25 protein-coding genes are annotated in these 22,318 nt (G+C 72.2%); 20 read left to right on the top strand and 5 right to left on the bottom strand.

All coding sequences use genetic code 11. The features are described 5' to 3' along the window. Window positions 1-3: 3 nt before the first annotated feature. The 6 genes from ACIBN2_RS31680 to ACIBN2_RS31655 all read left to right on the top strand — a co-directional run bounded on the left by ACIBN2_RS31680 (window position 4) and on the right by ACIBN2_RS31655 (window position 4,838). Window positions 4-414, top strand: coding sequence for a RidA family protein (locus tag ACIBN2_RS31680; RefSeq protein WP_399139483.1), 411 nt, complete (start codon window positions 4-6; stop codon window positions 412-414). A gap of 120 nt (window positions 415-534) precedes the next feature. Next, entirely contained in the window at window positions 535-2,010 is a 1,476-nt protein-coding gene (locus ACIBN2_RS31675) for a GntP family permease (protein ID WP_399139481.1), read from the top strand. 90 nt (window positions 2,011-2,100) lie between these two features. Next, window positions 2,101-2,790 carry a hypothetical protein gene (locus ACIBN2_RS31670; protein ID WP_399139479.1) on the top strand — a complete coding sequence of 230 codons (690 nt, stop codon included), beginning with the start codon at window positions 2,101-2,103 and terminating at the stop codon, window positions 2,788-2,790. A gap of 245 nt (window positions 2,791-3,035) precedes the next feature. Continuing rightward, window positions 3,036-3,320: a hypothetical protein gene (locus ACIBN2_RS31665; RefSeq protein ID WP_399139477.1), complete on the top strand. Its 285-nt coding sequence runs from the start codon at window positions 3,036-3,038 to the stop codon at window positions 3,318-3,320. Then, a complete protein-coding gene (locus ACIBN2_RS31660; protein WP_399139475.1) occupies window positions 3,317-3,886 on the top strand; it encodes a LuxR C-terminal-related transcriptional regulator in 570 nt (189 codons plus the stop codon). The genes ACIBN2_RS31665 and ACIBN2_RS31660 overlap by 4 nt, the downstream gene beginning before the upstream one ends. Window positions 3,887-3,938: 52 nt before the next feature. Next, window positions 3,939-4,838 carry an anti-sigma factor RsbA family regulatory protein gene (locus ACIBN2_RS31655; RefSeq protein WP_399139473.1) on the top strand — a complete coding sequence of 300 codons (900 nt, stop codon included), beginning with the start codon at window positions 3,939-3,941 and terminating at the stop codon, window positions 4,836-4,838. Between the two features lie 315 nt (window positions 4,839-5,153). Here ACIBN2_RS31655 and ACIBN2_RS31650 read toward each other — a convergent pair whose 3' ends face one another. Both ACIBN2_RS31650 and ACIBN2_RS31645 read right to left on the bottom strand, forming a co-directional pair. Next, window positions 5,154-6,419 (bottom strand): hypothetical protein, encoded by a 1,266-nt coding sequence (locus ACIBN2_RS31650; protein WP_399139472.1) that lies wholly within the window; start codon window positions 6,417-6,419, stop codon window positions 5,154-5,156. A 69-nt stretch (window positions 6,420-6,488) separates the two neighbouring features. Further along, the gene (locus tag ACIBN2_RS31645) at window positions 6,489-7,001 is read right to left on the bottom strand and encodes a SigE family RNA polymerase sigma factor (protein WP_399139470.1); all 513 of its coding nucleotides are present in this window, start codon (window positions 6,999-7,001) and stop codon (window positions 6,489-6,491) included. A gap of 131 nt (window positions 7,002-7,132) precedes the next feature. On the opposite strand from ACIBN2_RS31645, the gene ACIBN2_RS31640 reads away from it, so the two are divergent. Beyond that, on the top strand, window positions 7,133-7,699 hold the full coding sequence (locus ACIBN2_RS31640) for a WXG100 family type VII secretion target (RefSeq protein WP_399139468.1): 567 nt from the start codon (window positions 7,133-7,135) through the stop codon (window positions 7,697-7,699). A gap of 353 nt (window positions 7,700-8,052) precedes the next feature. Here the strand turns inward: ACIBN2_RS31640 and ACIBN2_RS31635 are convergent, their stop codons facing one another. Then, window positions 8,053-9,468, bottom strand: a complete 1,416-nt coding sequence (locus ACIBN2_RS31635) for an MFS transporter (RefSeq protein ID WP_399139466.1) — start codon at window positions 9,466-9,468, stop codon at window positions 8,053-8,055. A 68-nt stretch (window positions 9,469-9,536) separates the two neighbouring features. On the opposite strand from ACIBN2_RS31635, the gene ACIBN2_RS31630 reads away from it, so the two are divergent. From ACIBN2_RS31630 to ACIBN2_RS31615, 4 genes are all read left to right on the top strand, one after another. Further along, a complete protein-coding gene (locus tag ACIBN2_RS31630) occupies window positions 9,537-10,076 on the top strand; it encodes a winged helix-turn-helix transcriptional regulator (protein ID WP_399139465.1) in 540 nt (179 codons plus the stop codon). 35 nt (window positions 10,077-10,111) lie between these two features. Beyond that, window positions 10,112-10,426 (top strand): DUF6412 domain-containing protein, encoded by a 315-nt coding sequence (locus ACIBN2_RS31625; RefSeq protein ID WP_399139463.1) that lies wholly within the window; start codon window positions 10,112-10,114, stop codon window positions 10,424-10,426. Between the two features lie 88 nt (window positions 10,427-10,514). Then, window positions 10,515-11,225, top strand: coding sequence for a YidC/Oxa1 family membrane protein insertase (locus ACIBN2_RS31620; protein WP_399139461.1), 711 nt, complete (start codon window positions 10,515-10,517; stop codon window positions 11,223-11,225). Between the two features lie 127 nt (window positions 11,226-11,352). Continuing rightward, window positions 11,353-12,210: a fumarylacetoacetate hydrolase family protein gene (locus ACIBN2_RS31615; RefSeq protein ID WP_399139459.1), complete on the top strand. Its 858-nt coding sequence runs from the start codon at window positions 11,353-11,355 to the stop codon at window positions 12,208-12,210. Window positions 12,211-12,213: 3 nt separating this feature from the next. Here ACIBN2_RS31615 and ACIBN2_RS31610 read toward each other — a convergent pair whose 3' ends face one another. Beyond that, on the bottom strand, window positions 12,214-12,717 hold the full coding sequence (locus ACIBN2_RS31610) for a heme-degrading domain-containing protein (RefSeq protein ID WP_399139457.1): 504 nt from the start codon (window positions 12,715-12,717) through the stop codon (window positions 12,214-12,216). Beyond that, entirely contained in the window at window positions 12,714-13,787 is a 1,074-nt protein-coding gene (locus tag ACIBN2_RS31605) for a Gfo/Idh/MocA family oxidoreductase (RefSeq protein ID WP_399139455.1), read from the bottom strand. Before ACIBN2_RS31605 ends, ACIBN2_RS31610 begins: the two co-directional genes overlap by 4 nt. A 190-nt stretch (window positions 13,788-13,977) precedes the next feature. Between ACIBN2_RS31605 and ACIBN2_RS31600 the strand changes: the two genes are divergently transcribed. The 9 genes from ACIBN2_RS31600 to ACIBN2_RS31560 all read left to right on the top strand — a co-directional run bounded on the left by ACIBN2_RS31600 (window position 13,978) and on the right by ACIBN2_RS31560 (window position 22,312). Next, on the top strand, window positions 13,978-15,024 hold the full coding sequence (locus tag ACIBN2_RS31600; protein WP_399139602.1) for an ROK family protein: 1,047 nt from the start codon (window positions 13,978-13,980) through the stop codon (window positions 15,022-15,024). Between the two features lie 87 nt (window positions 15,025-15,111). Beyond that, window positions 15,112-15,900 carry a hypothetical protein gene (locus tag ACIBN2_RS31595; RefSeq protein ID WP_399139454.1) on the top strand — a complete coding sequence of 263 codons (789 nt, stop codon included), beginning with the start codon at window positions 15,112-15,114 and terminating at the stop codon, window positions 15,898-15,900. Between the two features lie 46 nt (window positions 15,901-15,946). Then, a complete protein-coding gene (locus ACIBN2_RS31590) occupies window positions 15,947-16,702 on the top strand; it encodes a GntR family transcriptional regulator (protein WP_399139453.1) in 756 nt (251 codons plus the stop codon). A 75-nt stretch (window positions 16,703-16,777) separates the two neighbouring features. Continuing rightward, a complete protein-coding gene (locus ACIBN2_RS31585) occupies window positions 16,778-17,902 on the top strand; it encodes a TIGR03364 family FAD-dependent oxidoreductase (protein ID WP_399139451.1) in 1,125 nt (374 codons plus the stop codon). 5 nt (window positions 17,903-17,907) lie between these two features. After that, window positions 17,908-18,630, top strand: coding sequence for a phosphonatase-like hydrolase (locus ACIBN2_RS31580; protein ID WP_399139449.1), 723 nt, complete (start codon window positions 17,908-17,910; stop codon window positions 18,628-18,630). Window positions 18,631-18,679: 49 nt separating this feature from the next. Continuing rightward, window positions 18,680-19,459: an HAD-IIA family hydrolase gene (locus tag ACIBN2_RS31575; protein ID WP_399139447.1), complete on the top strand. Its 780-nt coding sequence runs from the start codon at window positions 18,680-18,682 to the stop codon at window positions 19,457-19,459. 95 nt (window positions 19,460-19,554) lie between these two features. Then, window positions 19,555-20,136 carry a hypothetical protein gene (locus tag ACIBN2_RS31570; protein ID WP_399139446.1) on the top strand — a complete coding sequence of 194 codons (582 nt, stop codon included), beginning with the start codon at window positions 19,555-19,557 and terminating at the stop codon, window positions 20,134-20,136. Window positions 20,137-20,140: 4 nt separating this feature from the next. After that, a complete protein-coding gene (locus tag ACIBN2_RS31565) occupies window positions 20,141-20,812 on the top strand; it encodes a class F sortase (protein ID WP_399139445.1) in 672 nt (223 codons plus the stop codon). 492 nt (window positions 20,813-21,304) lie between these two features. Next, window positions 21,305-22,312, top strand: a complete 1,008-nt coding sequence (locus tag ACIBN2_RS31560) for a glycoside hydrolase family 6 protein (RefSeq protein ID WP_399139444.1) — start codon at window positions 21,305-21,307, stop codon at window positions 22,310-22,312. Window positions 22,313-22,318 lie beyond the last annotated feature (6 nt).

Here is a 22,318-nt window from a genome sequence, read left to right as displayed (position 1 = left end):
GGCATGACCGAGAAGATCGCGCTCACCCCCAGGACGCACACCACCCCGCCCGCGAAGTTCTCCCACGGCGTCAGGAAGGGCAACATCCTCCAGGTCGCCGGCCAGGTCGGCTTCCTGCCCGCCGAGGAGGGCAAGCCCCCCACGCCCGCCGGCCCCGCTCTGCGCGAGCAGACCCTCCAGACCCTCGCCAACGTCAAGGCGATCCTGGAGGAGGGCGGCGCGAGCTGGGACGACGTGATGATGATCCGCGTCTACCTGACGGTCGTGGACCACTTCGCCGAGATGAACGCCCTCTACAACACCTACTTCGAGGAGCAGGGCCTCACCCAGCCGCCCGCCGCGCGCACGACGGTCTACGTCGGTCTGCCCGCGGGGCTCCTCATCGAGATCGACGCGCTGGCCGTACTCGGCTGACGCCGCCTCGAACTCCGCACCTCGTACGTCCTCACGGCGCGGCGCCCCTCACCCCCGGGGTGCCGTGCCGCGATCCCCCCTGCCCGAAAGCACCATGCCCTTACGCAGAGGACCACCCACATGTCCCTCCCGCTCGCCGCGGACGCACCCGCCGCCCCACCCCACACAGGCGGCCTGCTCCTGCTGATCGACGGCACGGCCGGTCTGCTCACGGTCGCCGCCATCGGCATCGCGCTCCTCCTCTTCCTGATCATCAAGGTCAGACTCCAGCCGTTCGTCGCCCTGCTCGCCGTCTCCATAGCCGTCGGCCTGATGGCCGGACTGTCGGTCACCGAACTCTTCGGCACGGTCCAGCGCTCGGACGCCGTCTCGACCATCGAGACCGGCATGGGCGGCATCCTCGGCCATGTCGCGATCATCATCGGCCTGGGCACCATGCTCGGCGCGATCCTCGAAGTCAGCGGCGGCGCCGAGGTGCTGGCCTCCCGCCTGCTGAACCTCTTCGGCGAACGCCGGGCCCCGCTCGCCATGGGTCTCACCGGCCTGATCTTCGGCATACCGGTCTTCTTCGACGTCGGCATCTTCGTGCTCGCGCCGATCGTCTACGCCGCCGCCAAGCGCTCCGGCAAGTCGATCCTGCTGTACTGCCTGCCGCTGCTCGCGGGCCTGTCGATGACCCACGCCTTCCTGCCGCCGCATCCGGGACCGGTGGCCGCCGCCGGACTGCTCCACGTGCAGCTCGGCTGGATCATCCTGATGGGCGTCGTCTGCGGCATCCCCGCGGTGCTGGCCGCCTGGGTGTTCTCCGCGTGGATCGGCCGCCGCATCTTCGTGCCCGTGCCGCAGGACATGCTGGAGGCCGCCGAGGAGGCCAAGGCCGCCGTCGTCGACGAGCAGCGGGAGCAGGGCGTGCAGCCGCGCGAGGAGCCCGTGTCGCTGGGCGTCGTCCTCGGCATCATCGGCACGCCGCTGATCCTGATCCTCGCGGCCACCTTCTCCTCCATCGCCCTCGACCCCTCCACGGGCCGCTCGGTGATCGAGTTCTTCGGCCACCCCTTCGTCGCCCTGACGATCGCGCTGCTGCTGGCGTACTACCTGCTTGGCATCCGCCGGGGCTGGTCCCGCAGGTCCCTGGAGACCGTCTCCACCGCCTCGCTCAAGCCGGTCGGCAACATCCTGCTGGTGGTCGGCGCCGGCGGTGTCTTCGGCGCGATCCTCAAGGCGAGCGGAGTCGCACAGGCCCTCTCGGACACCTTCCACGACGTGGGCCTGCCGGTGCTCGTCCTCGCCTACCTGATCTCCCTCGTCCTGCGGGTCGCCCAGGGCTCGGCCACGGTCGCCATCGTCACCACGGCCGGTATCGTCGCCCCCCTGCTCGCCGAGGGTCACCACTCCCAGGCCTTCGTAGCCCTGGTCATCATGGCCATCTCCGCGGGCTCCATCTTCGCCTCGCACGTCAACGACGGCGGCTTCTGGATGGTGGCGAAGTACTTCGGCATCAGCGAACGGGACACGCTGAAGACGTGGACGGTGCTGGAGTCGGTGCTGTCGGTGGCCGGGTTCGCGGTGGCCGCGGTGGTCAGCCTGTTCGTCTAGGCGGGTTCGTCCGGGCGCGCGTGTAGGCGTCTGATAACGAAGTTGGGGGCGGCTGTGTCCGGCACAGGATCTTCGACCATACTGCCCGCTGTGGAGCAGCGCATAGGATCGAGCAGCCAGCCCCTGAAGGGGGAGCCCGTGACGGGTGCCGGGTTCGACCCGGCCTTCATTCCCGGGCTCACCCCACCCGTGTCCGAGGAGCCGGAGGAGGCCGAGGCGGAACGCCCCGAGGCCGAGACCGCGGCTGAGGACGCGGACGCCGGCGACGTGTCCGGGGAGACCGGAGCCGAGGCCGGGGCGCGGGAGCCGGCCTCGGGTGAGGACGGGGACGGGGACGGGGACGAGGAGAGCCCCGAGGGCCCCGTCTTCGAGGCCGCCGACCGCCGCGCGAAGATCGTCGCCGACCACAGCGGCGTACGGCTCACCCTGGACGACCAGGCGTGCGAGTTCCGCTGGGACGAGATCGGCGCCGTGGAGACCGAATCCCCGCGCTTCGGCAAGCGGTTCACGATCACGGTGCACACCCCCGACAGCCGCTGGTACCCGATCGAGATCGAGGCGACCGCCCGGGCCCGCTTCGAAGAGTGGGAGTCCCAGCTGGACGCGGTCCTCGACGCGTACTTCGAAGAGGGTGCCGAGGAGGGGGAGTCCGAGGACGAGGACCCGCAGGCCGCGGACGCCACGGCCGAGGACCTCAAGGCCGGGGACGCCAAGGACGACACCGAGGCCGGGGACGCCGAGGACGACACCGAGGCCGCGGACGCCAAGGACGTCGACTAACCCCCCGCTCCCGGGACCGTCCCCCCGCTCAACGCCCCCTCACACCAGGGCGCGATTCCTTCACTCGACATTCGGCCGCGCAGTGTACGCGCGCCCGTAACCCCTGCACGGGCCTGAGGCATACATGCACCCGCGGGTGTGACCGGCGCGTGCATATATGCCGAAAACCCAGCAGAGTGAAGGTTCGCGCAGGAGGGTCCGGCCGTCCGGATCCTCGCCCCCCACCCCAAGAGGACGGGCTGATCATGGGCGGATCAGCGCCGCGACGGCACCGTCGACCGCCGGTCGAGACGACCAGCTTCGTCGACCGGCGCGCCGAACAGACCGAAGGCCGCGAACTGCTCGCCAGGGCGCGCCTGGTGACGCTGACCGGACCCGGCGGCGTAGGCAAGACACGCCTCGCCGCACGCGTCGCGGCCCGTGTCGAGCGAGCGTTCCCGGACGGCGTGCACTTCGTGCACCTGACCGGCCTCGACGACCCCGAGTTCGTCCCGCTCGCCGTCGCCGACGCGCTCGGCCTGGGAGGGTGACCGAGGTGCGCGTCTGCCACGTCCGCCACGGGTGCCGGCCTGGTCCGCGCGACGCCCTCACCCTCGACCTGCTGGCGCACATCGCGACCCGCGAGGGCGCGCACGAGCACGCGGCCGCCCTGCTCGGCGGCGCCGACCGCACCTGGGCCGACATCGACCGGGACCGCTGGGGCTCGGCCGACCTCAACTGCCTTCGCCGCGGCAGCGAGGAGCAGGCACGCGGCGCCCTGGGACAGGCCGCCTTCGAGCGGTCGTACGAGAAAGGAGGTGCCCTCGGGCTCGAGGAGCTCGTCGCCCACGCCACGGAGGGCGAGCAGTCTCAACCGCCCGGAACCGTACGGAAGGTGAACGGCCGGCGCGGCCCATGCGCGCCCCAGGACATCCCGCTCACTCGCCGCGAGGCGGAGGTGGCCGGACTCGTCGCGCAGGGGCTCGCCAACCAGCAGATCGCCGACCGCCTCGTCATCGCCCGACGCACCGCCGAAGGCCATGTGGAACGCATTCTCAGCAAGCTCGGATTCAGCAACCGCAGCCAGATCGCCGCCTGGGTCACCGCCCAGCGCTGAGCCGCGTCCAGGCTCCCCTCCCGGACACCACACACCCACTGAGAGGAGAACCATGACCACCGTCCATCACGGTCCGTTCGACCATCGCATGACCGTGTACGGCGCGGACGACGAGTTCGTGGCCGCCGCCGTGCCGTTCCTCCACGAAGGACTCGGTGCGGACGACGAGGCCCCGCCCGTCGCCGTCGCCGCCCCCGACAAGCTCGCGCTCCTGCGGGAGGCCCTGGACGGCGACGCGAAGGGCGTCGTCCTCGTCCCGAACACCGAGTGGTACTCGGGCTCGGCCGCCAACGCCGTCGCGCAGAGCGCGGGTTACCTCGCCTCGCACGCCGCCCCCAGCGGCCGGATCCACCTCCTGATGGAGCCCGTCTGGAACGGCCGCGCGGGACGCTCCGTCCGCGAGACCACCGAGTGGATCCGCTACGAGGCCCTGGCCAACCTCCTCTTCGCACCGATGGCGACGACGGCCCTGTGCGCCTACGACACTCGTGTCGCCGGCGAGGCCGTCGTCGCCGCGGCCCGCCGCGCCCATCCGGGCACCGGCTCCTACGAGGACCCGGTCCGGCTGACGGCCGAGCTGGACTCCTTGCCTCTGCCACTGCCCCCGGTCGACGCGGAGACGCTCGCGCCGCCGACCGGTGATGCCCTACGCAGCAGGGCATCCGCCCATGGACTGCCCCCTGCGGACGCGGAGTTGTTCACCGATGCCGTGCTCGCCGCGGCCGCCGCCCTCGGTCCCGTCTCCCGCACCCTGATGTGGGGCGAGGCGCCCGCCTGCGTCTGCGAACTGCGCACGGCGCGCCGCGTCGACGACCCGCTGGCGGGCTTCGTCCCGCCCACCGGCGCCGAACTGGAACCCGACCAGGGACTGTGGTTCACCCGCCAGGTGTGCGCCTACGTCGACGTACGCGATGACGTCGCGGGGGCGACCGTACGGCTGCAGTACGGGTAACCGCTTGCCCGTACACAGGTAGGGAGACAGGTAGTCCTCCCCGTGCCCGGCACCCGCCGGGGAGGCATTCTGAAACCATGCTTGATCTCTCCGGGTCCCACTCCCGGACCCTGACCCTCAGTTCGCTGGCCTGCCCCGAGGTCCACGACTCCGGTGGACGCACTCCGCAGGTGCTCCACTCGGGCTCCGCCGAGAGCGGCCGCGGCCTGTTCCTCGTGAACGAGCTTGCGAGCCTCTGGGGTTGTCATCGGGAGGGTCCGGGCAAGACGGTGTGGTTCGAACTGGGCACGTGCGGATGCGTTCCGCCGGGCCAGGTCAGGCACTCCTGTTCTGGAGGAACCACTTGGGGCTGAGGGCGATCTGCCGCAGCTGTGCAATGGTGAGGGCCGGGGTCTTGCGCGTCGCGGCGGTGTCCTGTGCACCCGAGTTGAAGGCGCTGACGACGACCCGCGTGCCGTCGGTCCGCAAGGTGTCGACGGTCCACATCACGACGCCCGCGCCGCCCTTCTCGCCGGGCCCCTGGTGCACGGCGACCCGCGTCCCGTCGGGCAGCGTCTCGGCGCCGGACCCGAAGAGATCACCCGCGACGTCCGCCATGCCGGCCTGGACGTTGACCTGGACAAGGCTCCTGCCCTTGCCGTCGTCGGCGACGACGTATCCGAACCCGCTGTCTTCGCCGCTGCTCTCGGAGACGGTGAGGCCCTTCGGGAGTAGGGACTTGAGGGTGGGGGCCACGGGCGCGAACGCGGTGCTCTCGGTCGCGCTCGGCTCCGCGGTCGGCTTCTTCTTGTCCTCGGGCATCGCGTCGATGGCGTCGCGCCAGGCGGCGGCGGAGGCGATGTGCTTCAACTGGGCCGGAGTAAGGGGAGGTTGGCTGCGGGTGATGGGCGCGTCCTTCTCCGCCGCGGCGTTCCACTCGCTGACGCTCACGTGGTGGCCCTGCGGTGAGACGAGTTCGGCGTTCCACCACTTGGTGTCCACGCGGCGGTCCGGATACTCGTAGCCCTGAAGCACCATGACGACGGAGCCGTCCGGGAGCCTGCCGGTGCCGCAGGTGTCGTAGTGCGCGTAGGCCTTGCCCGGGCACTCGGTGACCTGCCGGGCCTGGTCGCTGCCCGGCTGCACGCGCCCGAGGCCGACTCCCACGGCCGCCGCGCCCTTGCCGTCGTCGAAGACGAGATGCACGTACGGTGCGTCCTCGTCCGTGCCCCTGGCCTCGGCGCCGCTGAACTTGCCGGAGGGGAGCAGCTTTTCGAGCGTACGGATCAGCGAGTCGCCGGAGACGGGGGAGGGGGCGGCCGACGGTGAGGCGGAGGGGTGCCGGCTGTCGGCGGCAACCGATGTCCTGTCGGTCCGGGACCCGGCACCGGGCAGCAGCAGCGCCCCGCCCACACCGACGAGCGCGAGCCCCGCGGCCCCGCCCGCGACGGCGGCCCGGCGCCGCAGCAGCAGTCGCCGCCGTCCGCGCGCCGCACCGGCGGTGACGAGGGCGGCCCGATCGGTCTCGAACGCGCCGGCGGCGTGCCGCATTCCGGCGGAGAGCTGCTCCTCGAAGGGATCGCTGTGCTGTTCCAAGGGCATGACGGATCACCGTTTCGCGAGGGTTGGGGTTGAGGGTTGAACGGATGGACGGGACGGACGCTGAGCGCCCTACGGCCGGGCGTACTCGCTGAGATCCTCACCGAGCAGCTCCCGCAACCGCCCGAGAGCACGAACACAGCGCGTACGCACGGCGGCTGAGCTGACGTTCATGACCTGCGCGGTCTCCTCGACGGAGCGGTCCTCCCAGTACCGCAGGACGACCACGGCCCGGTCCTTGGCGGGAAGCCGAGCGAGTGCCTCCAACAGGGTCAGCCGCAACGGCATGTCGCGACCGGCGCCGTCGTCGGGCCGATCGGGCAGTACCTCCATGGCCCGCTCGGTGCTGCTGCGGCGCCGCTGATGAGTGAGGAACGTACGCAAGAGAACGGTCTGCGCGTATCCCGCCGGATTCTCCACCCGCGCCACCCGCCGCCAACTGACGTACAGCCGCCCGAGCGTCTCCTGCACGAGATCCTCGGCCAGATGCGTGTCCCCGGCGGTCAGCAGACAGGCAGACCGATACAGATGCCCGGCCCGCACAGCAGCGAACTCCGCATACTCATCAGCCCGCACCTGCCACATCGCTCCCCCTGCCCGGCCCCGCCCACCAACCGCTCTCACTTCATTGACGCGGTGGGACCGGGGAAATGTTTCACGCGGCCGGCGAAGTACTCGACGCAGCTTCTGCCGCTGGTCCGCGATCTTTACTCCCCATGAGCGGCGGCGTCATGGTCGATCTCAACCCTTTGCACTACGTCAACAAGTTCAACCACATGTTCGGCGACTCGATCGCCAGCGGGCTGGAGTTTTTGGGCATCTCGGATCCGGCGGTGGACCCGGACGGGGTGCGGGAGATCGCGAAGAAGTGGCGGCACCTGGCCACCGGCCTGGGCGACGCGGCGGGCGCTGCGGAGCGGGCGCTGGGCGGGGTGGAGTGGGAGGGCAAGGCCGCCAAGGCCTTCACCAAGCGCTCCAAGGCGGCCCGTAAGCAGGCCACCGAGATGGCCCACTCGCTGCGCGAGGGCGCGAAGGCGCTGGACGACTTCGCGGACAAGGCGCACGAGTTGCTGTCCGAGAACGGGGTGATGCTGGCGGAGATCGCCGAGTTCGAGATCGCCGGCCTGGCGCTGTCGATCCTGACCGCCGGTGCCTCCGAGGTCGCCTCCACCTTGATGGCCGGGGAGCGGGCGCTGAAGGTGGTGGCGCTGGTCCGCCGGATCGAACTGGGCCGCAGGGCCGGCGTTGAACTCCCGGTGGACACGGCAAAAAGCAGTTCGTGAGAGAGGCGTACGCACATGGATGATGCAACACGCGGGAAACTGCAGATCTATGCGGTGGAGAACGTTGATTCCGCGAGAGCGACCTGCGTTGTCAGATGCGTGGGAGGCATTGTGCGGGCTGGACAGCAATTCACCGATGAGTCCGCCGCCGGCTCTCCGAGCGAACGTGCTCGCATGTCTCTCGACTGGATCGAGCGTTACGGGCGTCGGGTGGAATTCATCGACCCTCCGAACAATGGGAGAGTGCAGCTGACCGGCGACGGGGTCACCTCACTGATGAAAGGAGCAGTGATCAACGCTGTCGAGTAAAGGCTGTCGAGGTCTTCGCCGCAGCTTCAGGGTGGGGGTGGCCGTCACGCCCGCTCCCGCAGGACCAGAACAGCCCCAGCCGCAAAGGCGGCCAGTCCCGCCGACACGGCCATCGCGATGTCCGCGCCGTGCGCCAGACCGCCGCCCGACGACGTCGCGATCGCGATCGTCAGGGCCACGCCCGCGCAGGAGCCGATGTAGCGGAAGGTCTGCTGCGCGCCTGAGCCCATGGCCGCGCGGGCGCTCGGGACGGACTCGACCGCGAGGAGCGGCAGGGCGGCGTTCAGGAGGCCGCTGCCGGTGCCGGCGATGAGGAGGCCGGGGAGGAGGCGGGGCCAGGAGTGGGCGTCCAGGGCGCCGAGCATGGTGAGGACGCCCGCCGCGTGGAGGGCGAAGCCCACGGCCAGCTGGTGGCGGGGCGGGACGCGGCCGGCCAGGCGCTTGGACTGCAGGGCGACCGTGAAGGACAGGCCGGACCAGAGGAGGAACAGCCAGGCCGTGTCCATCGCGGACAGGCCGAGCGTCCGCTGGAGCAGGGCCGGCAGGAAGCTGAACATGCCGATCACCGCGAGGCCGGTGAACAGGCCGCCCGCGGACGAGGCCAGGAAACGGGAGTGGCGGAGCAGGCCGAGGTCGATCATCGGCGTGGCCGAGCGGCGCTCCACGAGCGTGAAGACCACCATGAGGATCACCGTCGCCAGGAGCAGCAGGCCCACCTGCGGACGCAGCCAGCCGTCCCGGCCCAGGGTCAGGGCGGCGACCAGCGCGACCAGCGCCAGGCCGAAGGTGACGGCGCCCGGTACGTCCGGGCGGCCGCCCCGTGGCGAGCGGGACTCCGCCAGCCTGCGGGTGCCGAGGGCCGCCACGAGCAGCGCCGCCGCGCCCAGGACTGCGTAGGCCACCCGCCAGTCGGCGAACGCGCCTGCCACCAGCGGGCCCACCGCGATGCCGCCGCTGACGAACGCTCCCCACACACCTGTCGCGTGCAGCCGGCCACGCGGGGTCGGGAAGGCGTGGACGATCAGGCCCAGGCTGCTCGCCAGGATCGCCGCGCTCGCCGCGCCCTGCGCGATGCGGGCCAGCGTGAACAGCCAGGTGGAGGAGGCCAGCGCGCCGAGGGCCGTGGTGATGCCGAGGGTGAGCGTGCCGGCCAGGAAGATGCGGCGGCGGCCGTAGTCGTCGGCCAGGCTGCCGGCGACCAGGAGGAGAGCGGCCAGGCCGAGCGGGGTGCCGTTGAGGAGCCATGCCTGGGCGGAGAGCGGGGTGTGCAGGGCCGCCGCGGTGTCGGGGAGCGTGACCACCGGCGCGGTGTACGTCATCAGCGTCACGGCGGTGGCCGCGCTGGTCAGGGCGAGGGTGGCCCGCGGGTGCGGGGGCGCCTGCGCCGTCTGTGCACGGGGCGCGTCGGATGTGGTCGGCGCCTCGACCTCAGTGAGGGTTCGTTCATTGAACCTAGCCATGTCCGCAACCGTAGCACCTAGATTCGGTCATTGAACCAAGTCCGCGGAAAATGGTTACAGTGGGCGTCATGGCATTGGGCAAGGACTACGCGACACAGCAGTGCTCCATCGCCCGCGCGCTGGAGGTCGTCGGCGAGCGCTGGACGCTGCTCGTCATCCGCGACGCCCTCTACGGCGTGCGGCGCTACAACGACTTCCTCGTCCACCTCGGCATCCCGCGCGCGGTCCTCGCCGCCCGCCTCCAGGCGCTGACGACGGAGGGGATCCTCGAGAAGCGGCGCTACCAGGAGTCGCCGCCGCGCGACGAGTACGTCATCACCGAGCGCGGCATCGCCCTGTGGCCCACGCTGCGCTCGCTCGGCCTGTGGGGCCGCGAGCACTTCGGCGAGACCAAGCTGCGCACCTTCCGGCACGCGGACTGCGGCACCGAGCTCGGGCCGTACGGCGAATGCCCCGTCTGCGCAACCGTCGTACCCGTCGAGGACGTCATCATGGAGCCGGGACCCGGACTCGACGAGGCCCCGGCGGATCCGGTCAGCCGGGCGCTGCTCAGGCCCAAGCGCCTGCTGGAACCCATCGAGCAGCCGGCCGGGGCGGATCCTGTATAACCGGGAGCAGTGCTCGTACGAGAGGGGGAACAGCCGTGACGCGTAGCCGCACCTTCCTGCGTCCCGCCGCCGTGCTGCTGCTCCTCGTGCTCCAGGCCGTCCTGCTGGCCGACACCGGCAGCCTCACCGCCACCGTCGCGCTCGCCGCGACCGCCGCGGCGGGGTCCGCGCTCGCCGTCTGCGCCCTGCTCGCCGCGCGCTGCGTGCCCGTGGTGCCGCCCACGCGCGTGCGTACGGCCATCCGCGACCGCGCTCGCCGTACGGCCTTCCTGCCGCAACGCGACCCCGACGCGCGGGGGCGCACCCGCCCCCGAGCTCCCGGTTCCGCCCTTGCGGCGACCGTCGCGTAGGGCACCCGGCTCCCTTTCGGGCCGTGCCCCGCGCCGGTCGTCATGCCGCCGTCACCCCGTTCCGGCATGACCCTCGGAGGGCTCACCCATGTCTGTTTTCCCTGCTTTCGCGCATCTCGTCGAGCAACTCGCCGATCTGATCCAGCCGTTGTTCGGCGCCACCGCGGCGGCCGCCGCGATCGTCCTGTTCACCGCTCTCGTACGACTCCTCGTACATCCCCTGTCCCGGGCGGCCGCCCGCGGCCAGAAGGCCCGTACCGCGCTGCAGCCGAAGATCACCGAGCTGCGCACCCGGCACAAGGACGATCCCCGGAAGTACCAGCAGGCGCTTCTCGACCTGCACGCCGAGGAGAAGGTGTCACCTGTCTCCGGGTGCCTGCCCGGGCTGCTCCAGCTCCCCGCGTTCTTCCTGCTGTACCACCTCTTCTCGAACGCCACGGTCGGCGGGGAGCGCAACGGTCTCCTCGCCCATCAGCTGTTCGCCGCGCCCCTCGGCGGACGCTGGGCGGACGCGCTGGCCGGAGGCGGGGCGTTCGGGGCGGCCGGGCTCGTGTACGTCGGGCTGTTCGCCGTGGTCGCCGTCGTCGCGAGCTTCAACTACCTGCGGGTGAAGCGCACCATGGACACCGCCGGCGCCGTCCCGGAGCAGATCGCCGGCGCCGCGGCCATCGGGAAGGCCGCGCCGTTCCTGTCCTTCTTCACGCTCGTCACGGTGGCCGTCGTACCGCTCGCGGCCGCACTGTACGTGGTGACGAGCACGACGTGGAGCGCGGTCGAACGGGCCGTGCTGTACCGCTAGGACGTGAGGTTACGGTCCAGTCCGTGAACCGGGTATTGCGGACTGGACGCCGACCTTGGAGGATCGACCAGTCCTCCGATGGCTGCACCCATCGGTCGGACGCCCGCGATCGAGGGAGACTGTGATCATGAAGCTGCTGCGAGTCGGTACGGCGGGAGCGGAGAAGCCCGCGCTGCTCGACGCCGAGGGGAATCTGCGGGACCTCTCCGGTGTCGTCCCGGACATCGACGGAGCGCTGCTCGCCGACGCCGGTGCGCTCCAGCGCATCCGTACGGCCGCCGAGGCCGGTGAGCTGCCCTCGCTGGACGCGACCGGGCTGCGTGTCGGGCCGCCGCTCGGGCGGATCGGCAAGGTCGTGTGCATCGGGCTGAACTACCACGACCACGCGCGCGAGACCGGCGCCGAACCGCCCGCCGAGCCGGTGATCTTCTTCAAGGCCGCGGACACGGTGGTCGGGCCCAACGACACGGTGCTGGTGCCCCGGGGCTCGTCGAAGACCGACTGGGAGGTCGAGCTGGCGGTCGTCATCGGGCGTACGGCGCGGTACGTGGAGTCGGCCGAGGAGGCGCTCGCGCATGTCGCCGGGTACGCGGTGGCGCACGACGTGTCCGAGCGGGAGTTCCAGATCGAGCGCGGCGGCACCTGGGACAAGGGCAAGAACTGCGAGACGTTCAACCCTCTCGGGCCGTGGCTGGTGACGGCGGACGAGGTCGCCGATCCGCAGAACCTGCCGCTGAAGCTGTGGGTCAACGGCGAGCTGAAGCAGAACGGCACGACCGCGGAGCAGATCTTCCCGGTGGCGGAAGTGGTGCGCTACGTCAGCCAGTTCATGACGCTGTACCCCGGGGACGTCATCAACACGGGTACGCCCGCCGGGGTGGCGATGGGGCAGCCCGAGCCGAAGCCGTATCTGCGGGCCGGGGATGTCGTCGAGCTGGAGATCGAAGGGCTGGGCCGGCAGCGGCAGGAGCTCAAGGACGCGTAGGCGTCATCGCTTGCTGAGGAACTCCTCCAGCGCCTCCACCACGAAGCGGTGGTCCTGCAGTTGGGGGAGGCCGCTCACCGTCACCGCGCCGACGACGCCCACGCCCTCGACGTTGATCGGGAACGAGCCGCCGTGGGCCGCGTAGGTGTCGGGGTCGAGGCGGGAGGAGTCCTCGAAGGTCGTGCCCTTGGCGCGGAAGCGGGTGCCCACCAGGTAGGAGGCCGAGCCGTAGCGCTCGACGACCCGGCGCTTGCGGGCGATCCAGGCGTCGTTGTCGGGTGCCGAGCCCGGCAGCGCGGCGTGGAAGAGCTGCTGTCCGGCGCGGTGGATGTCGATGGCGAGCGGGGCCTGGCGCTCCAGGGCCAGCTGCACCAGGAGCGAGCCGAGGGCCCACGCGTCCTCGAAGGTGAAGCGGCTGAACACCAGACGGCGTTCCTGGGCCTCCAGTTCCTCCACAGAAGGAGTGATCTCCGGGTGGAACTTGGGCGTGATCTCGTTGTGCGTCACAGCGTCACCGCCACCTGGTCGCGGGCCGAACGGCGGGCCGCCTCGAGAACGTCGAGGGTGGCGGCCGCCTCGAGAGCGGTCACCGGGTTGGGACCGCCGTCGGTGAGGGCCCTGGTCACGGCCGCATAGTACGCGGGGTAGTCGCCGGGGAGCGTCGGTTCGGGACGGCCGCCGCCGGTCACCGGGGACTCCCCGGCGCCGACCCGGCCCCACAACTCCTCCGCCTCCGTGCCCCAGTCGGCGGCCGTGCCGGGCCGCCGGCCCTCGCGCAGGGCCGCCTCCTGCGGATCGAGGCCGTACTTGAGGTAGCCCGCCTTGGAGCCCAGTACCCGGAAGCGCGGGCCGAGTTGGGCGGTCGTCGCGGAGACGTACAGGTGGGAGCGGACGCCGCCGGCGTGCGTGACGGCGATGAACGTGTCGTCGTCCGCCTGAGCGCCCGGGCGGCGGATGTCCGACTCGGCGTAGACCTGGACCGCGGGGCCGAAGAGGACCAGTGCCTGGTCCACGACGTGGCTGCCGAGGTCGTAGAGGAGACCTCCGATCTCTTCGGGGTCGCCCGATTCGCGCCAGCCGCCCTTGGGTTGCGGGCGCCACCGCTCGAAGCGGGACTCGAAGCGCCATACGTCGCCCAGCTCGCCCTCGGCGAGCAGCTTGCGCAGGGTCAGGAAGTCGTTGTCCCAGCGGCGGTTCTGGAAGACGGACAGGAGCAGACCGCGGTCCTCGGCGAGGGCCGCCAGCTCGCGCGCCCCGGCCGCGGTGCCGGCGATCGGCTTGTCCACGACGACCGGGAGGCCGGCCTCGAGAGCGGTGGTCGCCAGCGGGACGTGCGTCTTGTTCGGCGACGCGACGACGACCAGATCCAGCTCGGCGGCGCGGCCGAACAGCTCGTCGGCGGTCGCCGCGACGCGTACGTCCGGGAACTCGGCCAGGGCCTGCTTCTGCCGCTCCGGGTTCGAGGTCACCACCGTGTCGAGGGCGAGGCCCTCGGTGGCGGCGATCAGCGGAGCGTGGAAGACGGAGCCTGCGAGGCCGTAGCCGACGAGGCCCACGCGCAGAGGAGTACGAGTCATGGCTCCACTTTCGCAACGCTGTTGCCAAAGTGCAAGCGCGGGGGACAATGGCGGGGTGGACAGGACGAACGCAGGGGCGGGGACAGGGGCGGCGACGGCCGCCGGACGGGCGGGGCCGGCGAGTGCGCCGGTCACGGCCGGTACGTCGGGCGTCGTCGGCGCGAATCTGCCCGCGCTGCGCAGCCACAACATGGCGCTCGTCCTCGACCTGCTGCGCATGGCCGGCGCGGAGGGGATCAGCCGGCTCGAGCTCGCCGAGCGGACCGGGCTGACCCCGCAGGCCGTCAGCAAGATCACCGCCCGGTTGCGCGCCGACGGGCTCGCGACCGAGGCGGGCCGCCGCGCCTCCACGGGAGGCAAGCCCCGTACGGTGCTGCGGCTGGTGCCCGAGGCGGGTCACGCGGTCGGCCTGCACCTGGACCGGGACGAACTGCGGGCGGTCCTGGTCGATCTCACGGGCGCCGTGACGGGGGAGCGGCGCATCTCGCTGGACCTGGGGGCGGGGCCGGAGGCCGTGGTCGGCGCGGTGGCGGAGGAGGCGGGGGCGCTGGCCCGCGGAGTGCCGGGTGCCGGCTCCCCGCTCGGGATCGGGGTCGCGCTGCCGGGCCCGCTCGACCACACCCGCGGTGTCCTGCACCGCGTCACGGGGTTCCCCGAGTGGGACGGCTTCCCCCTGCGCGACGCGCTCGCGCGAAGGCTCGGCGTGCCGGTCGTCGTCGACAAGGACACCAACGCGGCCGCGCTCGGGCTGGCCGTCGGGGGCACGGGCGGGGCCGGTGAGAGCGGGTCGTTCGCGTATCTGTATCTCGGTACGGGGCTCGGCGCCGGGCTGGTCATCGGCGGCACCGTGCACCGCGGGGCCCGTACCGGAGCAGGGGAGTTCGGGCACCAGGTCGTGCAGCTGGACGGGCCGCCGTGCGGCTGCGGCAACCGCGGCTGCGTCGAGGCGCTGTGCCTGGCGGCGGTGGCGCGCGGCGAGGTCGACGAGGCGGCACGCGTGCTCGGCACCGCCGCCGGCAACCTCGTCGCGCTCCTCGACATCGACCGCGTCCTGCTCGGCGGCCGCACGATCACCGCCGCGCCCGGGGCCTTCGTGCGAGGAGTGGGCACGGTCCTCGGCGAGCGCGCCCGGCGCGCCGGCGAGGAGGCCGTCCCGGTCCGGGTCGCCTCCGGCGGCGTCGCGGAAGGGGCGGCGCACCTGGTGCTGGCGCCGTTGTTCGGGCGGGCGGACGGGTGAGACACGCGCGCGTGCGCTGATCGAGGGGACTTCCGGGGGCCCGCGGAGCGGCACCACCGGCCGCCCGCACCCGTCCGGCACAGTCCCATGATTATGCGACTGTGCACGACCGTCTCCCTCTGCCTGGCAGCGGCCGCCGCCCTCTCACCCGTGGCGACCGCGGCACACGCCGCCCCCGGTGCCGGCTGCGCCCCGGACGACCGCCACTTCCCCGTCACCACCCGTATCCACGGCGGCCCGGACGCCTACGAAGCGGGTGGCGGATACGGCACCTGGTATCTGGACCTCACCAACACCACCGCCCGGGCCTGCGGAAACATCCACCCGGTCGTGGTGCTCGTCGACGACAAGCGCGCGCTGAGGCCCCGGCAGCCGCGCCTGGACTTCTACGAGGGCGGCCGCCCGCACCCCGTGAGCTTCGTGAGAACCGACGAGGACGAGCTCGTCGGCGCCTTCGACGACGGCCTGCCCGGCTTCACCGTCGCGCCCGGCAAAACCGTCACCGTGAAGGTCCGCCTCGCGCTCACCTCGGACGCCGTACCCAACGAGGTCACCGCCAACGCCGCCGTCGTCCAGCGGCACAAGGACGACGGCGACTGGGTCGGGCAGTCCGGCGACTACCGCTTCCGCGTCCAGGGCGGCACGGGTCCGGCCCCGGACGGTACGAGCCCGGACCCGGACAACACGAGCCCGGCCACGGACGGCACGAGCCCCACCGGCACCGCGTCACCGGGCGTCGGCCCGGACCTCCCGTTCGCCGACGAGCTCGCCCGCACCGGCCTCGGCACCCCGGGCGGAGCCCTCGCCGCCACCGCGGTCCTGCTCGTCACCGCCGGAGCCGTGCTGCTGGCCGTCAAGCCGCGCAAGCGCCGCTGAGGAGCCGCGCCGGGGCCGGCGTGCGGCGTCTGCGACGATCCCTCCCGTGGACTACCCGAACGACCAGGCGCCCGGCGCCCCCGTGCGCGCCGGCATCCCGGAGCACGGCCGCGTGCCGAAGTACTACGCGGTGAAGGCGCGGATCGACCACCTCGTGGCCGAGCTGGGGGAGGGCGGCGCCATCCCCACCGAGCGCGACCTGTCCGAGGAGTACGGCGTCGCGCGGGAGACCGTGCGCCAGGCGCTGCGCGAGCTGGTGCTGGAGGGCAAGCTGCGCCGGCAGGGGCGCGGCACCGTCGTCGCCGGACCCAAGCTGGCACAGCCGCTGTCGCTGGCCAGCTACACCGAGGGCGTACGGCGCCAGGGCCGGACCCCCGGCCGCAACCTCGTCACCCTCGACCGGTTCCCCTGCCCGGACGCGCTCGCCGCCGAGACCGGCCTCGAACGCGGCGAACCCGTCTGGCACCTGGAACGCGTGCTGCTCGCCGACGACGAGCGGGTCGGCCTGGAGAGCACCTACGTCGCCGTGGCCCGCGTCCCCCGCCTCGGCACCGACTTCGAGCCCGACTCCTCCTTCTACGGCTACCTGCACGACATCGGCATCTTCTTCGGGGACGCCGACGAGCGGATCGAGACGGTGCTGGCCACCCCGCGCGAGGCCCTGCTCATCGGCACCCCGCCCGCCCTTCCGATGCTGCTCATCCACCGGGTCTCCCGGGACACCGGGGGCCGGCCGCTGGAGCGGGTGCGGACGCTGTACCGCGGGGACAGGTTCTCGTTCACGGCACACCTTCAGGGCTGAATACCTCCCGGCACCCGCGCACCCTCATCAATAACGAAAAGATAACGGGTCTAGCCCAGATGTTAGCGTGATCGCATGAAGGTGACAGTCGTCGGAGCAGGCGTGGTGGGCACCATGCACGCCTGGCAAGCGGTGGAGCGCGGCCACGAGGTCGTCCAGATCGAGCGCGAGGCCGAGGCGCGCGGCGCCTCGCTGCGCAACTTCGGGCAGATCTGGGTGAGCGGGCGGGCGGGCGGCGAAGAGCTCGACACCGCCCTGCGCGCACGGGAGTTGTGGGAGGAGATCGGCGCCCGGGTCCCCGGACTCGGCTTCCGGGCCAACGGATCGCTCACCCCGGTCCGCGGCGACCTCGAACTCGCCGTCGCCGAGGCCGCCGTGGCCCGGGAGGACGCCGCCGCCCGCGGCTACAAGCTGCTCACGCCCACCGAGGCCCGCGGCCTGAACCCCGCCCTGCGCGGCGAGTTCACGGCCGCCCTCCACTGCGAGCGGGACGCCGCGGTGGAGCCCCGTACCGCCCAACTCGCCCTGTGCGAGCGGCTGTCGGAGTCACCGGGCTACACCTTCCTGCCGGGACGGGAGGTGCGTGAGGTGACCGGCGCGGGCACGGTCAGGGACGACCACGGCGAGGTGCACCGCGCCGACGCCGTCGTCCTGTGCACCGGCGCCTGGCTCGGCGGGCTCGTCCGCGAACTCGCCGGACCGGATCTCCCCGTCCGCCGCGTACGCCTGCAGATGATGCAGACCGACCCGCTCGGCGAGTCGCTCACCACGTCGGTCGCGGACGCGGACAGCTTCCGCTACTACCCGGCGTACGCGTCCCCCGCCCTCGACGAGCTCGTCTCCGGGCAGCCGCAGGCTCCGACGGCACGCGACCACCGGATGCAGCTGCTCATGGTCCAGCGCGCCGACGGCGGCCTGACCATCGGCGACACCCACGAGTACGAGCACCCCTTCGCCTTCGACACCCTCGAGGACCCCTACGACCACCTCACCGAGGTCGTCGAGTCCCTCCTCGGGCGCCCGCTGCCTAAGGTCCGGCGCCGCTGGGCGGGCGTGTACGCGCAGTGCACCGACACCGGCCGGGTCGTGCACCGGCAGCGGGTCGCCGACGGCGTGTGGCTGGTCACGGGTCCCGGCGGGCGCGGCATGACCTGCTCGCCCGCGATCGCCGAAACCACCGCGAACGAACTGAACTGGTGAGGAAGTTGACCACAGACACGACCGCAGACGTCACCGCCCACGACATCCGCCTCGTCGTCCTCGACATGGCCGGCACCACGGTCGCCGACGGCGGGCTCGTCGAGCTGGCCTTTGCGGCGGCGGCACAGCGCCTCGGCGCGGACCCCGAGTCGATGCTCGACCACGTCCGCGCCACCATGGGCGAGTCCAAGATCTCCGTCTTCCGGCACCTGTTCGGGGAGGAGGCCAAGGCGCAGGAGGCCAACAGGGCCTTCGAGGAGGCGTACGCCGGGCTCGTCGACGGCGGCAGGGTCGAGGCCCTGCCCGGCGCCCGCGAGACCATCGAGGAACTGACGGCGCAAGGCCGCACGGTCGTCCTCACCACCGGCTTCGCGCGCACCACACAGGACGCGATCCTCGCCGCGCTCGGCTGGCGGGACCTGGTGCCGCTGACGCTGTGCCCCGCCGACGCCGGGGGCCGGGGGCGCCCGTACCCCGATCTGGTCCTCACCGCGTTCCTGCGCACGGCGGCCGCGGACGACGTACGTCAGGTCGCCGTCGTCGGCGACACCTCCTACGACGTGCTCACCGGCATCCGCGCCGGAGCGGGCCTGGTCGCCGGCGTCCGCACCGGCGCCCACGGCGACGAGGCGTTCCGCGCGGCCGGCGCCACCCATGTCCTCGACTCCGTCGCCGCCCTGCCCGCGCTGCTCGGGGGAGAGGACTGGAAGCCGGCCACCGGAAGCTGATCGATAGGCTGAGGGGCACGCACCATCGCGTACGGCAGGAGACGGCACCATGGCAGACCGCAAGCCCATCGAATCGTGGCTCACCGACATGGACGGCGTGCTGATCCACGAGGGCGTTCCGATCCCGGGCGCCGACGCCTTCCTGAAGAAGCTGCGCGAGTCCGGCAGGCCCTTCCTGGTGCTCACCAACAACTCGATGTACACCCCGCGCGACCTGCATGCCCGGCTGCGGCGCATGGGCCTGGAGGTGCCGGTCGAGTCGATCTGGACCTCGGCCCTGGCCACCGCCCAGTTCCTGGACGACCAGCGGCCGGGCGGCAGCGCCTACGTCATCGGCGAGGCGGGCCTGACGACCGCCCTGCACGACATCGGGTACATCCTCACCGACCACGAGCCCGACTACGTCGTCCTCGGCGAGACCCGTACGTACTCCTTCGAGGCCATGACCAAGGCCGTGCGGCTGATCGACGCCGGTGCCCGCTTCATCTGCACCAACCCCGACGAGACCGGCCCCTCCACCGAGGGCCCGCTGCCCGCGACCGGTGCCGTGGCCGCGCTGATCACCAAGGCGACCGGCAAGAAGCCGTACTTCGCGGGCAAGCCCAACCCGCTCATGATGCGGACGGGCCTCAACGCCATCGGCGCGCACTCCGAGACCAGCGCGATGATCGGCGACCGCATGGACACCGACGTGCTGGCCGGCATGGAGGCCGGGATGCAGACGTTCCTGGTGCTCACGGGGCTGACCCGGCCTGAGCAGGTCGAGGACTTCCCGTACCGGCCGTCCAAGGTCGTCGACTCCATCGCGGACCTCGTCGACCGCATCTGAAACCCGCCGGCACCCGAACGGAGCAGTGCGGGCCCCGCTGAGGATGCGGTGCCCGCCCCCGCGGGGGAGCCTCCTTGTATCTGGAGGTTTTCACGATGGGTTCACTGCGTCTCACTCTCTGTACCGGAATCCTGGCCGTCTGCGCCCTCGCGCCAGGGGCGGTGTACGCGGCCGACGCCGGCGGAGCGGGCCTCTCGGTGACTCCGTCGTCCCCCGCCGCCGGCAGCGAGGTGGCACTCCGGGCGACCGGGTGCACGCTGCGGACGGCCACCGCCGCCTCCAGCGCCTTCGTCGCGGACGCACGGCTCTCGGGCGCCGACGGCACCCTCACCGGGGACACCCGCGTCCGCGCGGCGGCCGAACCGGGCTCCTACGACGTACGGATTGCCTGCGGCGAGACCGTGATCAAGAACCGGATCACCGTCGTGGCGCAGACCCAGCAGCAGGCGCAGGCCCGGTCCGGGCAGCGGCCGCCGTCCTCGGCCGTTCGCGCCGCCCCCGCCTCGCCGGTCGCCCCCGTCGACGCCGGCGGCGGTGGCACCGCGCACTTCGCCTCCGTGGACGTCCGCGGGGCCGGGCCCGGCGCGGGACAGACGATCACCGGGCTGGTGCTCGCGGGCGCCGCCGCCGGCGCCGTGGGGTTGCTGAGCGCGCGCCGGAGGCGCGGGACGGACTGACCCGATGTCCGCCCCCGACCGCGAGCGTTCCACGGGCTCCGCACGCCTGCTGACGGCCGTGTCCTGGGTGGTGCTGCTGTGCGGGCTGTGGCTGTGGGGCAGCCGGGTGACCGACGTGTCGTGGAACGTGCCGGCGACGGCCACCGGTGACCCGGCCGCGATCGGGCGGCCGTCGGAAGCGGAACTCCCGCCCGCGGTAAGCCCGTTGAAGGACGCGCTGCCGCAGCGCGTCGACATCCCCGCACTGGGCGTGCAGGCACCCGTGATCGCCCGCGGCCTGGACGCGCGCGGTGCGGTCGAGCCGCCGTCCTTCGCCCAGGCGGGCACCGTCGGCTGGTACGCGGCCGGGACCACGCCGGGCGCCGACGGGGCCGCGCTGCTGGTCGGGCACGTGGACACCGAGACCCGGCCCGCCGTCTTCTACAGGCTCAGCACCGTGCGGCCCGGCCAGACCGTCCGCGTCCTGCGCGACGACGGCACGGTCGCCGAGTTCACCGTCGACGACGTCCGCGTCCAGAGCCGCGACCGCTTCGACGCCGCGCGGGCCTACGGACAGCACCGGGCGGGACGCGCCGAGCTGCGGCTGATCACCTGCGGAGGCACCTTCGACCGGACCGGCCGCACCTACACGGCGAACGTGATCGTCTCGGCGTATCTCACGGGAACCGGCCTGTGAACCGTCCCCCGCGCCGCCGGCATCCGGCCCGGTCGGCGGTCTGCTCCCCCCGAAACCGCCGACCGGGCTGGTCCTCGACCGCGCGCGCACGGGCTGCGGGAGTAACCCGGCGTCCGGCGCGGGAGGTTCTGGGGCCTGGTGAATCCAACGCGCCGGGGGCTGGGGCCGTCTGAGAAGACTCTAGAACGGATGAGCGCCCGAGCCTAGAGTCTGAATGACGCCAGGTTCCGCTACGGTGGCTCTCCGTCATCTCCGCTGGTGATCCAGGGTCTTACGGCTACCCTCCGGGTCCACGGGGCGTCCGACACCGCAGTTCGCCGGCGTCCACGGTCCCCTCATGCCTCGGCCGCCCGGCGGACGGCACCTCCACGCGGCAGTCGGCCACCCGTCGGGGCCGTAACAGCTGACCGACAAGGCGCGGGCGACCTCGTGGGCGCCGAGGGCCGTATGTCAGGATTGAGGCTTGGACCGGTGCACCCAAGGGGGAGTTGGATGTACGGCATGAGGGGGGCCGGACTGCGGACCTCCGCGGCGGTGCTGGGGGCGGCACTGCTCGTCGCGGGGTGTTCCTCCGGAGGCGGCGGCGACGACGCCGGCGCGAAGATCACCCAACAGCCCAAGGAGAGCGACCCGTTCTGGGTCAACCCGGACGGGAACGCGGCGCGTCAGGTGGCCGCCTACGAGAAGTCCGGCAAGGACGGGGCCGCCGGGCAGATCCGCAAGATCGCCGAGCAGCCGACCGGCGAGTGGATCGGGCCGGAGAACCCCGAGCAGGAGGCCAAGGGCTTCACGGAGGCCGCCGACAAGGCCGGCCGCACCGCGCTCCTTGTCCTCTACAACATCCCGCACCGCGACTGCGGCCAGTACTCGCAGGGCGGCGCGGCCGACGGCGACGCGTACCGCAGCTGGATCGACGGCGTGACGGCGGGTATCGGGGACCGGGCGGCCACGGTGATCCTCGAGCCGGACGCCGTGCTGCACCTCGTGGACGGCTGCACCCAGGGCGAGTTCCAGGAGGAGCGCTACGACCTCCTCAAGGGCGCGATAGCCAAGCTCAAGTCCCTGAAGAACACAGCGGTCTACCTGGACGCGGGCAACGCCGGCTGGGGCCACCCCGACCAGATCTTCCAGGCTCTGAAGCTGGCGGGCGTCGACCGCGCCGACGGCTTCGCGGTCAACGTCTCCAACTTCTACTCGACCAAGGACTCCATCGCGTACGGCAAGCAGCTGTCCGCGAAGGTGGGCGGCAAGCACTTCGTCATCGACACCAGCCGCAACGGCAACGGCCCGTACACGGGCGGCAATCCGGACGAACGCTGGTGCAACCCGCCGGGCCGGTCCCTGGGCGACACCCCGACGAAGAGGACCGCCGACCCCCTGGTGGACGCCTATCTGTGGGTCAAGCGGCCGGGGGAGTCGGACGGCACCTGCAAGGGCGGCCCCAAGGCGGGCCAGTGGTGGGCGAGTTACGCACTCGCCCTGGCCAAGGCCAGCAAGTAGCCCGTG

This window comes from Streptomyces sp. NPDC050534 (assembly GCF_044457745.1).
GTDB lineage: Bacteria > Actinomycetota > Actinomycetes > Streptomycetales > Streptomycetaceae > Streptomyces.
Note: the sequence above shows the minus strand (reverse complement) of the source record. Positions and strands in the feature narration are given on the sequence as shown.